Origin of the sequence: Mycobacterium deserti (genome assembly GCF_025345615.1) — a bacterium.
Taxonomy (GTDB): Bacteria; Actinomycetota; Actinomycetes; order Mycobacteriales; family Mycobacteriaceae; genus Mycobacterium; species Mycobacterium deserti.
On the sequence record NZ_JAODWD010000006.1, the window covers coordinates 428148 to 442758 of the forward strand.

Consider the following 14611-nt stretch of genomic DNA (forward strand, 5'->3'; position numbering starts at 1 on the left):
CCTTGCCTGTACGGTCTTGCACATGCGGATTCTTCTGGTTGGCGCCGGCGGCGTCGGAGCGGCGTTCTGCTCGATCGCGGCCCGGCGGGACTTCTTCGACGGCCTGATCGTGTGCGACTACGACGAAAGTCGCGCCAGGCACGCCGCTGAGGCGGTCGGCGACGCCCGTTTCACCGCCGCGCAGGTCGACGCGACGTCGGCCGAGGCCGTCGCCGAGAAGGTTCGCGAGCACGGCATCACGCATGTGATGAACTCCGTCGACCCGCGGTTCGTCATGCCGATCTTCGACGGCGCCCTCGCCGGCGGCGCGGACTATCTGGACATGGCGATGAGCCTGTCGCAGCGACATCCGGAGAAGCCCTACCAGCTGACCGGCGTGAAACTCGGCGACGAGCAATTCGCGGCGGAGGAGCGGTGGCAGGCCGCGGGCCGGTTGGCGCTCGTCGGCATCGGCGTCGAGCCGGGCTTGTCCGACGTGTTCGCCCGCTACGCTGCCGACCACCTGTTCTCCGACATCGACGAGTTGGGCACCCGCGATGGCGCCAACCTGACCGTCGACGGTTACGACTTCGCGCCGTCGTTCTCGATCTGGACGACGATCGAGGAATGCCTGAACCCGCCGGTCATCTGGGAAGCCGACCGCGGCTGGTTCACCACCGAACCGTTCAGCGAGCCGGAGTTTTTCGACTTCCCCGAGGGCATCGGCCCCGTCGAGTGTGTCAACGTCGAGCACGAGGAGGTGCTCCTGATGCCGCGGTGGGTGAAATGCAAGCGCGCCACATTCAAGTACGGCCTCGGTGAGGAGTTCATCGACGTGCTCAAGACGCTGCACAAGCTGGGGCTCGACCGCACGGAGAAGGTGTCGGTCGGCAGCCGACACGGTCCTGTCGAGGTGAGTCCGCGCGACGTGGTGGCGGCGTGCCTACCCAACCCCGCGACGCTGGGGCCGAAGATGCGCGGCAAGACCTGCGCCGGCCTGTGGGTGACCGGCACCGGTAAGGACGGCAACCCGCGATCGACCTACCTGTACCACGTTGTCGACAACGAATGGGCGATGGCCGAGTACGGCCACCAGTGCGTCGTGTGGCAGACCGCGATCAATCCGGTTGTCGCGCTCGAACTCCTGGCCAACGGCACCTGGAGTGGCAGCGGCGTGCTCGGCCCGGAAGCGTTCGATGCGGTCCCGTTTCTGGACCTGCTGACCGCCTACGGCTCCCCATGGGGCCAGCAGGAGCTCACAGCGGATTGAGGATCCGGTCGAGGAATTGGCGGGTGCGCTCCTCCCTCGGATCGCCGATCACCTCGGCGGGCGCACCCTTCTCCAGAATCACGCCTTGGTCGGTGAACAGCACCTGATCGGATACCTGTCTCGCGAACTGGATTTCGTGGGTGACGATCACCAGCGTCCAGCCTTCGACGGCCAGGTCCCTAATCACCGACAGCACCTCGCCGACCAATTCCGGATCCAGCGCGGAGGTGGGCTCGTCGAACAGCACCACCTTTGGTTTGAGCGCCAGCGCCCGTGCGATGCCGACCCGCTGCTGCTGCCCACCGGACAGCTGGTACGGATACTGGTCCTGCTTCTCGGCCAGACCCACCTGGTCGAGCAGCTCGATCGCCTCGGCGACGGCTTGGTCTTTCGGCCTCTTCTGCGCGACGATCGGACCTTCGGTGACGTTCTGAAGGACCGTCTTGTGCGGAAACAGGTTGTGCGACTGGAACACGAAGCCGCTCTGGGCGCGATATCGCCGCAACTCGTCCTTGGCCACCGGCTTGGAGAAATCGATCTCGACCTCGCCGACCTGGATCACGCCTGCATCGGGCACATCGAGCGCGTTGAGCGCCCGAAGCAGCGTGGTTTTGCCCGAGCCGGACGGGCCGATGATCGTCGTGGCCGACCCCTGCGCGACCTCGAACGACACCCCGTTGAGAACGTTGTTGTCGCCGAAAGCTTTCCGCACGCCGGTGGCGCTGACGCAATAGTTGGTCATCGGGCCACATACCTTTCCAGTCGGCGCTCGAAGCGAGCTTGACCGAACGAGAGCACCAGACAGATGATCCAGTAGTACAGCGCTGCCGTCCCGTACAGCGCGAAGAACTCGAACGTCGGCGCCGCGACGTTCTGCGCGGTGCGGAACAGCTCGGTCACCAGGATGGTCGACGCCAACGAGGTGTCCTTGACCAGGGAGATCAGTGTGTTGGACAGCGGTGGGACGGCAACTCGGGTCGCCTGCGGCAAGATGATACGACGAAGCGCTCCAACATAATTGAGGCCGATTGTTTCAGCTGCCTCCCATTGGCCCTTGGGGATGCTCTGGATCGCCGACCGGATGATCTCCGCCGCATACCCGCCGACATTGAGGCTGAACGCGATGACCGCGGCGGGAAACGGGTCGATCTTCACGCCGATCTGCGGCAGCGCGAAGAACACGATGAACAGCTGTACCAGCAGCGGCGTGCCGCGGATGATCGAGATGTAGAACCGCGCGACAGCAGACACCGCGACGTTCGACGACAGCCGCGCCAGCGCCACGATCAGTGCGATCACCAGTCCGATCGCAAAGCTGATGATCGCCAGCGGAATCGTCATGGTGAGCGCGGCTTTCGCCAGCGGCCAGAGGTTGTCGGCAATCAGCTGCCACGCGCTGCGGGGCGCCGCCTTCGACAGGTCGACTTGCAGATACTTCTGCGAGATCTCGCTGAGCGTCCCCTCCGCACGCAACTCGCCGAGCGCCCTGTTCAACTCCGGCAGCATGCCGCTGTCCTTGCGCGCCGCGAACGCCTGCTCACTGCGCTCGCCGGTACGGGCGGCCACCTTGATCGGTGCGTCGGGGTGCTCGGCCTGATAGGCCAGCACGGTGATGCTGTCATTGACCACGACGTCGACCCGGCCGTCGTTGAGCACGCTGATTGCCTGCGAGAACCCGTCCACGGACTCGATCTGGGCGCCGGCCTGGCGGGCGAACTCCGCCCAGTTGCTCGTCGGGCTCTGCGCTGCCCGCTTCCCCTTGAGATCGTCCGCCGACGTGATGGAGTTGTCGTCCGCGCGGGTGACGATCACACCTTCAGCGATCGAATACGGGTCGGACAGATCGTATTTGGCCTTGCGTTCGTCGGTGACGGTCACCTCGTTGGCGACGATGTCGAACCGGTTGGCTTCCAGCGCAGCGAAGATGGAGTCCCACGAGGTTTCGACGAACTCAACCCGCACACCGAGCTTCTCGCCGACCGCGCGCGCGACGTCGACGTCATAGCCGGCGAGCTGCCCGCCCTGGTTCGGATCGTGGAATGAGTACGGGGGATAGACGCCCTCGGTGCCGACGCGCAGCACGCCAGCCGACGTGATCGGGTCGTCGCTGTCGGTGGCTGCCGGCCCGCACGCGGTCAGCAGAAGTGCGGCCAGCAGCCCCACAGCGAGGGCGCCTCGTCGTAGACAGTGCACCGGCGGACGCTAGCAAGGCGCGGCGCTCGAACAAAGAGTTCTGCTCACCTCCGCCGGTATATTCCGCGCCATGCCCGAGGAGCTGACCGCCGAGCAGGCCGCCGCGCGGCTCGAGTCCACCGACACGCTGGGGATCCCGCTGGGCCCAGGCCAGCCTCCGGCATTCCTGCGCGCGTTGGGCCAGCGCCAGGACTGGACAGAGCTGCGCGTCTACGGTGCGCTGCTCGCCGTCGGCACGGAACTGTTCTCGCGGCCGGGCGTGCACTATCTGTCCGGCTTCTTCGGTCCGCTGGAGCGCGCGCTGCGCGACATGGGCGCCGACATCGAGTTCGTGCCCGCCGACTTCCGCCGCTTCGGGCCGCTCCTGGAGCACCAGGCTCCTCGGGTGATGACGACCGTCGCGACGCCGCCCGACGCCGACGGCTGGTGCTCGCTGTCGCTGCACGCCGGCGGTACGGTCGGCGAATTGCACCGCGCCGGGGCCGATCCCGGCCGGCTGCTCGTCGTCGAGGTGTCCGAGGGGTATCCGCGGACGGTGGGGCTGGGCGACGGGCATCGGCACGCGCTACACGTCGACGAGATCGACGTCCTGGTCCGCTCGACCGACGCGCCGCTCGCGATGCCGGAGAGTAAACCCACAGACGTCGACACCGCAATCGCGCAACACGCCGTCGCGTTCATTCCGCCCAGGGCCACCCTGCAGACGGGAATCGGCTCCATTCCCAACCAGATCGCCACGCGGTTGGCCGAAGGCGACGGCGGCGATTACGGGTTGCACAGTGAGATGTTCACCGACGGCTGCATGCTGCTGCATCGTGCGGGCAAGGTCACCAACGCGCGCAAAGGCCACTACGACGGGGTCAGCGTGACGACGTTCGCGTTCGGCTCAGCCGATCTCTACGCCTGGTTGAACGGCAACTCCGACGTCGCGTTCCTGCCCGTCGAGATCGTCAACGCGCCGGAGGAGATCGGCGCCAACAACGACATGGTCTCGATCAACGGCGCGCTGGCGATCGACATCCAGGGCCAGGTCGTGGCCGACACCATCGCAGGTGACCAGTTCAGCGGCATCGGCGGGGCCGAGGACTTCGTGGCAGGCGCAGGGCTCGAGCTGTCGGACCGCTCACTGATCTGTCTGCCTTCGACGTTCGAGAAGGACGGTGTGGTGCAGTCGCGCATCGTGCCGTGGTTCGGCCCCGGCGCAGTGATCACCACGCCTCGGCATCAGGTCGACGTGATCGTCACCGAGTACGGGGCCGCCGAATTGGAGGGCAAGACCGTCGCCGAGCGCGGCGAGGCGCTTGCGGCGATCGCACACCCGCAGTTCCGCAACGAGCTACTGGCAGCGGCCAAGCGTGCGGCGAGGGGCCGCTCGCCGGTGGTCTAGCGAGTTCCGGCGAACGTTCCGTACCACTCGAGATTTCGTTGACTTCTCGCGCGGTAAGGAACGTTCGGCGATCAAGAGGGTATTACGGGGAGAAGATCCACGGCTCGCGCGGCAGCCGGGCCGGGTCGAACTGAGCCAGCATCTCGTCGACGTTATCCGCCTGCCAACCAAGGGAATCGGCGATCAGGGTCAACGCCCGCTGCACGCCGATCTCGGCCAACGTGATGGCGCCGTCGCGCTTGGCCAGCCGCGCACCATCCTCGTTGAGCACCAAGGCGACGTGCGCGTACGTCGGCTCGCGTCGGCCCAGAAGTCGTGCGAGATAAGCCTGCCGGGGCGACGACGGCAGCAGGTCATCGCCCCGTACCACCTGATCGATGTCCTGTTCGGCATCGTCAACGACGACCGCCAGGTTGTAGGCGGCCACCCCGTCACCACGCCGGACTACGAAATCGTCGACGATGCCGGTGTATTCGCCGTGCAGCACGTCGCGCACCGTGTATTCGACGGTTTCGGTGCGTAACCGCAGCGCGGGCGGTCGGCCCGTCTCGGCGCGCCGCGTCTCGCGTTCGGCGTCGGTGAGGTCTCGACAGGTGCCGGGATATGCGCCCTGCGGTGCATGCGGCGCCCGTGGCGCCTGCGCGATATCCTTTCGGCTGCAATAACATTCGTACAGCAGCCCGCGGTCGGCCAGCTGAGCGACGGCGTTGTCGTAGCGACCGGGATGCGCGGTCTGCCACTGCGGTGGTTCGTCCCATGTCAACCCGATTCGGGCAAGGTCGTCGAGTTGTCGGTGGGCGATGTCGGTGTGGGTGCGGTCATCGAGGTCGTCGACGCGGATCAGGAAGCGGCGGCCCGAGGCGCGGGCGAACAACCAGGCCAGGATCGCCGTGCGCAGATTGCCGATGTGCAGGTCCGCCGACGGGCTCGGCGCAAACCTGCCTGCGGACACCCCTGCAATCTAGCTAGTCGCGCTCCCACGGCGCGGTCTCACCCATCTTCTTGTAGTACTTCGCGAGGTGGCTCTTCACGCGGTCGACGTCCGACTCCGGCAGGTCGATCCCGCCCCGTGCGCCGTCCATGATCGCGCCGGCCGCCATCACGCCGCGGGGCACCGCCTCGAGCTTGCCGTCGATGACGTCGGCGATCAGCAGTTTGTAAGCGGTGAAGTTGTCCTTCTTGTCGCCGTCGAACCACACGTGGGCGTCGCGGTACTTCTGATTGGGCTTGTCCTCGGCGTCCGCCCACTTACGGACGCGCTTCTCGGCGCCGTCGCCGTCCCAACTGCGATCCCGGTCAGCCAGTGGCAGATCCTGAAATGCTGTGACAGACATGCATTCGGAGTGCCCGGCCTCTGCGGTCGGCTAAACAGTGGACAACCTGTAAATCGCCTTCTCGACCAGGTTCGACCAGCCATCAGGGTCGATGCGATGCACGGCCGAAGGGCCCTGGAATGCGCTGGAGATCACGACATCCGGGGTGAGGGTGGCGAGCATCTGCAACGTCGAGGTCAGTGCCTCGGCGTCACTCATGCCGGGGATGAAGCCCGCCGTCCACTCGCCACCGTCGCTGAGAAACAGCGTGTCGCCGGTGAACAAGTAGGTACCTTCGGCGCCGTCGACCTGATAGCAGGTGCTGCCGGGCGTGTGTCCCGGGCCGGGAAGAACCTCCACACCGTTCTCGTCGACGTGGCGACTCCCGAGAGGCACGTCGATATGCGCGTGCGCGCCGATCTCGACCAACTCGGCGACCGGGGCGTGCAGTCGGGCGCCGAAGCGGTCGGCGATGCGCTGCAGCATCGGACCCGCCTCGTCCCGATGCGACAGGTATTGGTCGGCGACACCACCGAGCTGGGTGAGCTCGTCGAAGTCGGCGTCGGTTGCGGGCGAATAGAACAGCGCATTGCGCGCGGTCCACAGATAAGCGTGCGTCGTCAGCCCGGGGAAGGGCGAATCGGTGCGGGTTTCCCACAAATCGGTCAGTACTTGTTTCATGAAGCAGAGCCTCCACCCTCAACCTTTGTTGAGGTCAAGCGCCGAGATACGGCCAGCCACAACGCCATCGTCAGGTACGGCAGCATGAGTACGGCGAATGCTGCGCCGTGGCCGCCGACGCCCGCGATCGCGGCGTAGCCGGTGTAAACGAACAGCATGGTCACATCGGTCGACATCCCGGCGAGCGAGGTGACCGTCGCCCGCGCAGGGCCGGAGATGCTGTCCTGCAGGCGCGCGTCGGCGACGATGGTCGCCAGCTGGAACACGCCGAACGCCACCGCGAGGAGCACCACGCTCAGCCCATGGCCGGCCAGCGCCCCGGCCGCCATCAGCACAGCGCCGCAACAGATCAGCGCCGACATCGACCGTCGGCTCAGCTGCGCCGCCCGACCCGCGAGCAGCCCGCCCGCCGCCGCCCCCGCCCACACGACGACCATCTGCAGGGCAACATCGGCGGCCGGCGTGCCGAAACTGACGATCAGCAGCGGTGTGTACTCGTCGAGGGCTCCCCAGATCGACGCGACCACCGCCACGAACACCACCGCGGCGCGCACCGGGCGCGATGTGCGCACCTCGGTCACACCAGCGGCCAACGTGTTCGCCCACCCCAACTCGGGCTCGTCTGCGGCGGCCGCGGTTCTGTTCTCCGGCAACAACATCGCCGTGAGGGAGGCGATCACACTGACGGCGACGCTGGCTGCGCCGACTGCGTCGAACCCGCCGACGGTAAACACCGGCGCGGCGACCAGACCGGAGCACATGGCCGCCAGCACACCGGCCACCTCGGCACGGCCCATCAGCGTGGCATACCGAGAGGACGCGCTGACGCGTGCGAGTTCGTCGTACACCAGCGCCTCGAGCGCACCCGAAGTCAGCGCGCCCTTCAGCCCCCACAGCAGAAAGCCAAGTGCGAACGTCCAGTACGACGGCCAGCCCACCCACAGTCCGAACGACACTGCGCTCAGAAGCGGCCCGCCGATCAGCAGCGCGCGCCGCGACGACGCGTCGGCCCATGCGCCCGAGGGCACCTCCAGCGCGATCGACGACACCGACCAGATCACGAACAACGAGGAGATCTGCCAGACCGTCAGCCCTGTGTCGCTGAACAGCAGCGTGTACAGCGGATACAGCAGCACGAAGTCGTCGAGGAACCGATACGCGTACAGGGCGCCGGTCAGCCGGCGGGAAGTCTTACCTCGGGATCTGAATCAACATCGCCATGTCACGACGACGAGAATACTGGAAACAGTTCGGTCGGCCGGACCAGATGCAGACTGACCGGTTGCTGATTGTTGATCGCGTTGGGGTCGCCACACGTGCCCGGCTTGGACGTGTTGCTGATGGTCCCCGCCAGGGTCGCCGGATCAAACGCGTACACCACGTCCGCCGGGCCGGTGGTCCCGTTGGCACACGTCCAGCCGTTCGGGACGTCATGGCGCACAACCGTCCAGGGCCCGTCGGCTGGCCGGCTGATGTTGGCGACCATCCCGGTGGAGCTCGACACCGTCCCGCCGCAGACGCCTTCCGGGTTGCACTGCGTGTTGATCGACCACGTGTTGGTCGTTGCGCCGTTGACGAAGGCATAGTCGCCGTCGAGCCGCTGGTCCGCCGATGCCGGGGCGGCGAACCCGACGGCGGCAGCGGTCAGTGCGAGCAGAGGTGCGGTCACGCGGATGAACGCCATGGTCCGAGCCTTGCACGGACTCGGTCGTCGGGATCACGTAACTGCGAGATATGCCCTCAGCACAGCCCGGGAACGATCTCGTTCAGGTTGAAGCTGGTCGGCTGATCCAACTGCTCGTAGGTGCAGGACACCGGATCGCGGTCGGGACGCCACCTGTTGAACTGCGCGGTGTGGCGGAAGCGTTCGCCCTCCATGTGGTCGTAGCGCACCTCGACCACCCGTTCCGGCCGCAGGGGCACGAACGACAGGTCCTTGCCTGCGTTCCACCGTGAGCCTTCGTTCTTGCGCGGTGTCCGCTCACCGGCGAAATGGGCGGCCCAGTTCCACGGATGCTCGTCGAAGGGGACGATCAGCGGTTGCAGTTCGTCGAACAACTTCCGACGTGTCGCCATCGGGAACGCGCCGATGACGCCGACCGATGCGAGTGTGCCGTCGCCCTTGTACAACCCGAGCAGAAGTGAACCGATCGCGCCGTCACCCGACTTGTGCACGCGGTAGCCGGCCACGACGCAATCGGCGGTTCGTTCGTGCTTGATCTTGAACATGACGCGTTTGTCGGGTTGGTAGGCGATCGTCAGCGGTTTGGCGATCACGCCGTCCAGGCCTGCGCCCTCGAACTCATCGAACCACCGCTGCGCCGTCGCCGGATCGGTGGTGGCGGGCGTGACGTGAAACGACGGGCCGACGTCGCGCAGCGCGTCGACGAGGACCGCCCTGCGGTCACTGAACGGCCGCGCGGTGTAGTCGTCGTCACCGAGGGCCAACAGGTCGAACGCGACGAACGCCGCCGGGGTGTTCTCGGCGAGCATCCGCACCCGGGACTCGGCCGGGTGAATGCGCTGTTGCAGTGCCTCGAAATCGAGGCCGTTCGAGGTGGCGATGACGATCTCACCGTCGATCACGCACCGCTTCGGCAGCTCCGCCACCGCCGCGGCGACCAGTTCGGGAAAGTAGCGGGTCAGCGGTCGTTCATTGCGGCTGCCCAACTCGACGTCGCCGCCGTCGCGGAAGCAGATCGACCGGAACCCGTCCCACTTCGGCTCGTACGACGCGTCCGGCGGAATGGACCGCACCGACTTGGACAGCATCGGGGACACCGGCGGCATGACGGGCAGCTTCATCGATGCCATTCCAGCACCTGCGGTGACATTGCCCGGTGTCGGCGGTCTAGTCGAGTATGGAGACCGTGGACCTACCCGTACTGCCGCCGCTCGAGCCGATGCTTGCCAAGGCTCAGACCACCGTTCCGCCTGAGGCGGGCGTGTGGTCCTACGAGCCGAAGTGGGACGGCTTTCGCGCGCTGGTGTTCCGCGACGGCGACAAGGTCGTCATGCAGTCGCGCAACGGCAAGGAACTCGGCCGCTATTTTCCCGAACTCGAAAACGCACTGCGCGACGAGTTGGCCGTGCGGTGCGTGCTGGACGGCGAGATCGTCGTGCCGCGTGACATCGGCGGGCGCATCCGGCTGGACTGGGAGTCACTGAGCCAGCGCGTGCACCCCGCAGCAAGCCGGGTCAAGATGCTGTCCGAGCAGACCCCCGCGCACTTCATCGGTTTCGACGCGCTCGCGATCGGCGACACGTCACTTCTCAAAGACCCGTTTCGCAGCCGCAGAGAAGCACTGGCCGAGGCGGTGACCACCAAGCAGTGGTGCCACGTCACCCGCACCACCGAGGACCCTGAGCTCGGGACGCAGTGGCTCGACACCTTCGAGGGGGCGGGACTGGACGGCGTGATCGCCAAACGGCTCGACGGACCGTATCTGCCGGGCAAGCGCGAGATGGTCAAGGTCAAGCACGCCCGTGACGCCGACTGCGTGGCGATCGGGTATCGGATTCACAAGAGCGGCGAGGGCATCGGGTCCATTCTGCTCGGCCTCTACCGCGACGACGGCGAGCTGCAGATGGTCGGCGGCGCAGCCTCGTTCACCGCCAAGAACCGGCTCAAACTGCTCGCAGACCTGGAGCCGCTACGCGAGGGTGACGAGGTGCGCGACGGCGAACCGAGCCGCTGGAATTCGGCGGCCGACAAGCGCTGGATTCCGGTGCGCCCGGAGAGGGTGTGTGAGGTCGCGTACGACCAGATGGAGGGAAACACCGTGCACGGCATGCGATTCCGGCACGCGGTGAAGTTCGTGCGGTGGCGGCCGGATCGCGAACCGGCGAGCTGTACGTTCGATCAGCTCGACGTACCGCTCAACTACGACCTCTACGACGTGCTGGAGTCTACGTAATGGCAACGCCTGCAGAAGAACTCGACGTTGATGGTGTCAAGGTACGGCTTACCAACCGGGACAAACCCTACTTTCCGAAGTTGGGCAAGGACGGCACCAAGGGCAAGCTCTTCGACTACTACCTGTCGGTGGCCGACCGGATGGTGGCCCTGCTGCGCGACCGTCCGGTACATCTGCAACGCTTCCCCGACGGCATCGACGGTGAGGAGATCTACCAGAAGCGGGTGCCGCAGAAGCGGCCCGATTACCTCGAAACGTGCACCGTGACGTTCCCGTCGGGGCGCACCGCTGACGCCCTCAAGATCACCCACCCGTCGGCCATCGCCTGGGCGGCGCAGATGGGGTCGGTGACTTTGCATCCGTGGCAGGTCCGCTGTCCAGACACCGAGCATCCCGACGAACTTCGCGTCGACCTCGACCCACAGCCGGGCACCGGCTTCAAGGAGGCCCGCATTATCGCGGTCGACGTGCTCAAGCCGCTGCTCGACGAACTCGGGCTGGTCGGCTACCCAAAGACCTCCGGTGGCCGCGGTGTGCACATCTTCTTGCGCATCACGCCCGACTGGGACTTCATCGCCGTGCGCCGTGCAGGCATTGCGCTGGCACGCGAGGTCGAGCGGCGCGCGCCCGACGCCGTCACGACGTCGTGGTGGAAGGAGGAGCGCGGCAAGCGCATCTTCATCGACTACAACCAGAACGCGCGCGACCGCACCTTCGCGTCGGCGTACTCCGCGCGCAAGACACCGATCGCCACGGTGTCGACACCGCTGACGTGGGACGAGCTTCGCGGCGCCGAACCCGACGACTTCACCATCGCCACGGTGCCCGATTTCGTTGCGGGACGGCCGGATCCGTGGGCGGACATCGACAAGAAGGCCCAGTCCATCAACAAGCTGATGGAGATGGTTGCGGCCGACGAGGACCGCGACCTGGGTGATCTGCCCTACCCACCGAACTACCCGAAGATGCCGGGGGAGCCGCCCCGGGTGCAGCCCAGCAAGAAGGTCGCGGCCAACTGGGACGACGAGGGCAACGCGGTCAAGGGCGGCTGACGCACATACTCAGCCGCCCGGCGACTCCAGACGTGGCGTTCGACATCACCCGACGCCAGATGGTTGTGTGATGGGGTTGATCACGGCGGTCAGGGGGTGGGCCTTGTTATCGGTGGATTTCGGCACGTCGAGTACGGCGGCGGCGTTGCGCGACCCGACGGGGGCGATACGCGACATTCCGCTGTCCTCCACCGGCCTGTTGATGCCCTCGGCTGTGCTGTGCACCAAGGGACGGATGTTGACGGTCGGAGATGCGGCGCTGCTCGCCGCAGCCGTCGACCCACTGGCCGTCGAGCGCTGGCCCAAGCGGCGGTTGGACGAAGCCGAGGTCCGGCTGGCAGAGATGTTTGTGCCCGTGACCGATCTGGTCGGTGCCGTAGTCGCAGAGGCGTTGCGCCGAACCGCCGAGATGACCGGCGAGCAACCTCAGGACCTGGTGCTCACCCATCCCCAGCATTGGGGCCCAAAATTGCAACAGAAGCTGGCTACGGCGGGTGAGGTCGCCGGCATCGACCTGAACCGGGTGCGCCTGGTCGCTGAAGCTACTGCGGCAGCGGGGTTCTACACCGCAACCGGTGTCGAACATCCACCCGGTACCCGCATCGCGATCTTCGACTGCGGCGCCGGCACCTGCGGTGTGGCTGTGCTGGACAAGCAGTCCGACGGCACCTTCGCCGTGGTCGCCGCCGACGGACTGGACGGCGTGGGCGGTTTGGACCTCGATGCCCGCCTCCATGCGTGGGTGATGCGCGAGCTGGGCAACGTCAATCCCGCGCTGGCGGCCGAAATGTCGAACTCCGAGAACGTCGCCGCCCGACTCCGGTTGGCCGACAGTATCGGCGCTGCGAAAGAGGCACTTTCCACGGTGTACTCCACCGGGATCGTGGTGTCCGGTACAGGCACCGAAGTGCTGCAACTGACGCGCGAGGAGTTCGAGACGTTGATCGGCCCCGCCATCGAGCGCGCCGTCAGACTTACCGAAAGTGTTCTCTACCAAGCGCAGACGATCCGCCCGGCCGACGCCCCGGTCACCATTCACCTGACCGGTGGCTGTACGCGAATCCCGTTGATCCAGAGCCGGCTCGCCGCCCTTGGTCGCGTCCACGTCCTCGCCGACTCCAGAAGCGTCCTCACCCACGGCGCCCTACGCACCGAAACGACGCCGCAACAGTGGGAGTCCATCAAGCCCCCGCCACTTCCGGTCCCGAAGAGCCCGAAGCATCGGTGGGCACGAGGCGGGGCGACAGCTCAGCCCGCCCCTGAGACGTCGCGTCGTCGCATCCGCGTCACGAGAACGATGCGCAGGTGGGCAGCGGGCTTGGCATTGTTCGCCATCGTGGCCAGCGCGGTCGGCATCGCGGCGGTGATGATCTTCGGCAGTCTGACGTCTCAGACGCCGCAGGCCGCCGCACCGCGCACGACGCTGGCGCCTCCGTCGCCCAAGGTGCCCACCCCGATCGAATTCAACGTCAACGTGATCGTCACCGACCAGACATGCGCGCCGGACAACCTGTGTGCGTACAAGTACACGATCGAACCGAAATACATTGGCCTGCACCCCCTGCCGGAGACACCATTCACGGTGTTCTATGAGGTGACCGGGGGACACCAACCCCAGAGGGGCGAATTCACCGTGCAGAAGGACCAGGCCAAAATCCTCAAGGACGTCGTGGTCGAGGGGCCACCGAATGCCCGCCTGCAGGCAGTCGTCATGCAGGTGAGGGGCTGAGAGTCGCGGGCGGGCGCTAAGCCCTCGGCACGACGCCGCGCGCCTGAGGCAGCGGCAGGTCGGTGTAGGTCGCGATGCCCGGCGCGGCCGCGACCACCGCAGGGATCGCATGAATCGGCGGCATCGCGGTCATGATGTGGCCGAGCACGAAGAAGTCCTCGATCGTCTTGGCGTTCTCGATCATGTCCTGCGGTGGCAGGAAGCCGACAGCCATGTTGACCGTCGGCCGGCCGTCGATGGTGATCTTCCAGCCGTCGCCGTCGAGCTGCCAGTCGGGTTCCAGCGTGGTGCCCTTCTTCCACCGCACGTTGATGTCGATGACGGTCTTACCGTCGACGATTCCCTGCCAGCTGGCATACACGCCCGCAACGTGGCCTGCGGGTATGGTCCACGACGCCATCTCCAGATCCTGTGTCGTCTGGGCATATTCGGACACACACTTGATCTCGTCGAGCTCGACGCCGAGCGAGTCGGCGACCAGGCGCACGGCCTCGGCGAACACGGCGGTTCCCTTCTCGGCCATCGGCTGCAGGGCAGGGTCGTCGATCGCGGTGCCGAAACCGGTCGGCCGCTCTGTGTCGGGTGAGTCATACAGCGTGGTGTCGGCGGATTCGGCGATGGTGACCTTGTCGACCCGGTCGCACGACGTCGCGGCCACGATCGCCAGCAGCTCGGCGAACCCGGGGCTGACGCCCGAGCCGAACAGCGTCGAACCGCCTCGTTGGCAGGCCTGCGCGAGCTTGTCGCGCCCGTCGCCCAGGTTGTGCCCGGTGATGAAGGACGCGGAGGCGACCACGTTCACGCCGGCCTCCAGTATGCGGACCAGTTCGTCGACGTCGATCCACATCGGGTTGTAAACAACCACATCCGGTTTCAGTGCGAGCAGCGCGTCGACGTCGTTGGTGGCCTTGACACCGAGAGCGCCGATACCTGCCAGTTCACCGGCGTCCTTGCCGGCTTTGTCCTTCGACCAGGCGTAGAGGCCGACGAGTTCGTAGTTTAGGTTCTTCGCGATCGCTTCGACCGAGCTCTTTCCGACATTGCCGGTGGTCCACTGCACGACGCGGTAGGGAGTGTTGGGCACGCGCAC

General features: G+C 66.4%; 14 protein-coding genes. 5 read left to right on the plus strand and 9 right to left on the minus strand.

Going from position 1 to position 14611, the window contains the following annotated elements:
• Positions 1-22: 22 nt before the first annotated feature.
• A complete protein-coding gene (locus N4S67_RS24920) occupies positions 23-1249 on the plus strand; it encodes a saccharopine dehydrogenase family protein (RefSeq protein WP_260995691.1) in 1227 nt (408 codons plus the stop codon).
• Here N4S67_RS24920 and N4S67_RS24925 read toward each other — a convergent pair.
• Positions 1236-1991, minus strand: a complete 756-nt coding sequence (locus tag N4S67_RS24925; RefSeq protein WP_260995692.1) for an amino acid ABC transporter ATP-binding protein — start codon at positions 1989-1991, stop codon at positions 1236-1238. The genes N4S67_RS24920 and N4S67_RS24925 overlap by 14 nt on opposite strands.
• A complete protein-coding gene (locus N4S67_RS24930) occupies positions 1988-3442 on the minus strand; it encodes an ABC transporter permease subunit (RefSeq protein WP_260995693.1) in 1455 nt (484 codons plus the stop codon). The genes N4S67_RS24925 and N4S67_RS24930 overlap by 4 nt, the downstream gene beginning before the upstream one ends.
• A gap of 70 nt (positions 3443-3512) precedes the next feature.
• On the opposite strand from N4S67_RS24930, the gene N4S67_RS24935 reads away from it, so the two are divergent.
• Positions 3513-4829 (plus strand): acetyl-CoA hydrolase/transferase family protein, encoded by a 1317-nt coding sequence (locus N4S67_RS24935; protein ID WP_260995694.1) that lies wholly within the window; start codon positions 3513-3515, stop codon positions 4827-4829.
• A gap of 82 nt (positions 4830-4911) precedes the next feature.
• On the opposite strand, the gene gluQRS is transcribed toward N4S67_RS24935, so the two are convergent.
• The 6 genes from gluQRS to N4S67_RS24965 form a co-directional block, all read right to left on the minus strand.
• Entirely contained in the window at positions 4912-5781 is an 870-nt protein-coding gene (gene gluQRS / locus N4S67_RS24940) for a tRNA glutamyl-Q(34) synthetase GluQRS (RefSeq protein WP_260995695.1), read from the minus strand.
• A gap of 13 nt (positions 5782-5794) precedes the next feature.
• Positions 5795-6163 (minus strand): hypothetical protein, encoded by a 369-nt coding sequence (locus tag N4S67_RS24945; protein ID WP_260995696.1) that lies wholly within the window; start codon positions 6161-6163, stop codon positions 5795-5797.
• Between the two features lie 30 nt (positions 6164-6193).
• On the minus strand, positions 6194-6823 hold the full coding sequence (locus N4S67_RS24950; protein WP_260995697.1) for an MBL fold metallo-hydrolase: 630 nt from the start codon (positions 6821-6823) through the stop codon (positions 6194-6196).
• The gene (locus N4S67_RS24955) at positions 6820-7959 is read right to left on the minus strand and encodes an MFS transporter (RefSeq protein ID WP_260995698.1); all 1140 of its coding nucleotides are present in this window, start codon (positions 7957-7959) and stop codon (positions 6820-6822) included. Before N4S67_RS24955 ends, N4S67_RS24950 begins: the two co-directional genes overlap by 4 nt.
• Before the next feature lie 86 nt (positions 7960-8045).
• Complete coding sequence (locus N4S67_RS24960) at positions 8046-8507, minus strand: hypothetical protein (RefSeq protein WP_260995699.1); 462 nt, start codon at positions 8505-8507, stop codon at positions 8046-8048.
• A gap of 56 nt (positions 8508-8563) precedes the next feature.
• Entirely contained in the window at positions 8564-9628 is a 1065-nt protein-coding gene (locus tag N4S67_RS24965; RefSeq protein WP_260995832.1) for an ATP-dependent DNA ligase, read from the minus strand.
• A gap of 56 nt (positions 9629-9684) precedes the next feature.
• On the opposite strand from N4S67_RS24965, the gene N4S67_RS24970 reads away from it, so the two are divergent.
• The 3 genes from N4S67_RS24970 (at position 9685) to N4S67_RS28000 (ending at position 13521) form a co-directional block, all read left to right on the plus strand.
• Entirely contained in the window at positions 9685-10740 is a 1056-nt protein-coding gene (locus tag N4S67_RS24970; RefSeq protein ID WP_260995700.1) for an ATP-dependent DNA ligase, read from the plus strand.
• Positions 10740-11792 carry a non-homologous end-joining DNA ligase gene (gene ligD / locus N4S67_RS24975; protein WP_260995701.1) on the plus strand — a complete coding sequence of 351 codons (1053 nt, stop codon included), beginning with the start codon at positions 10740-10742 and terminating at the stop codon, positions 11790-11792. Before N4S67_RS24970 ends, ligD begins: the two co-directional genes overlap by 1 nt.
• Positions 11793-11862: 70 nt before the next feature.
• Positions 11863-13521 carry an Hsp70 family protein gene (locus N4S67_RS28000; RefSeq protein WP_313959985.1) on the plus strand — a complete coding sequence of 553 codons (1659 nt, stop codon included), beginning with the start codon at positions 11863-11865 and terminating at the stop codon, positions 13519-13521.
• 16 nt (positions 13522-13537) lie between these two features.
• Here the strand turns inward: N4S67_RS28000 and N4S67_RS24990 are convergent, their stop codons facing one another.
• Positions 13538-14605 (minus strand): NAD(P)H-dependent amine dehydrogenase family protein, encoded by a 1068-nt coding sequence (locus N4S67_RS24990; RefSeq protein ID WP_260995702.1) that lies wholly within the window; start codon positions 14603-14605, stop codon positions 13538-13540.
• Positions 14606-14611 lie beyond the last annotated feature (6 nt).

Excerpts from the sequence above, each read along its gene's own strand:
- N4S67_RS24920 (WP_260995691.1), top strand. The coding sequence starts at position 23 with ATGCGGATTCTTCTGGTTGGCGCCGGCGGCGTCGGAGCGGCGTTCTGC.
- N4S67_RS24925 (WP_260995692.1), bottom strand. The coding sequence starts at position 1,991 with ATGACCAACTATTGCGTCAGCGCCACCGGCGTGCGGAAAGCTTTCGGC.
- N4S67_RS24935 (WP_260995694.1), top strand. The coding sequence starts at position 3,513 with ATGCCCGAGGAGCTGACCGCCGAGCAGGCCGCCGCGCGGCTCGAGTCC.
- N4S67_RS24945 (WP_260995696.1), bottom strand. The coding sequence starts at position 6,163 with ATGTCTGTCACAGCATTTCAGGATCTGCCACTGGCTGACCGGGATCGC.
- N4S67_RS24950 (WP_260995697.1), bottom strand. The coding sequence starts at position 6,823 with ATGAAACAAGTACTGACCGATTTGTGGGAAACCCGCACCGATTCGCCC.
- N4S67_RS24960 (WP_260995699.1), bottom strand. The coding sequence starts at position 8,507 with ATGGCGTTCATCCGCGTGACCGCACCTCTGCTCGCACTGACCGCTGCC.
- N4S67_RS24965 (WP_260995832.1), bottom strand. The coding sequence starts at position 9,628 with ATGAAGCTGCCCGTCATGCCGCCGGTGTCCCCGATGCTGTCCAAGTCG.
- N4S67_RS24970 (WP_260995700.1), top strand. The coding sequence starts at position 9,685 with ATGGAGACCGTGGACCTACCCGTACTGCCGCCGCTCGAGCCGATGCTT.
- ligD (WP_260995701.1), top strand. The coding sequence starts at position 10,740 with ATGGCAACGCCTGCAGAAGAACTCGACGTTGATGGTGTCAAGGTACGG.
- N4S67_RS28000 (WP_313959985.1), top strand. The coding sequence starts at position 11,863 with ATGGGGTTGATCACGGCGGTCAGGGGGTGGGCCTTGTTATCGGTGGAT.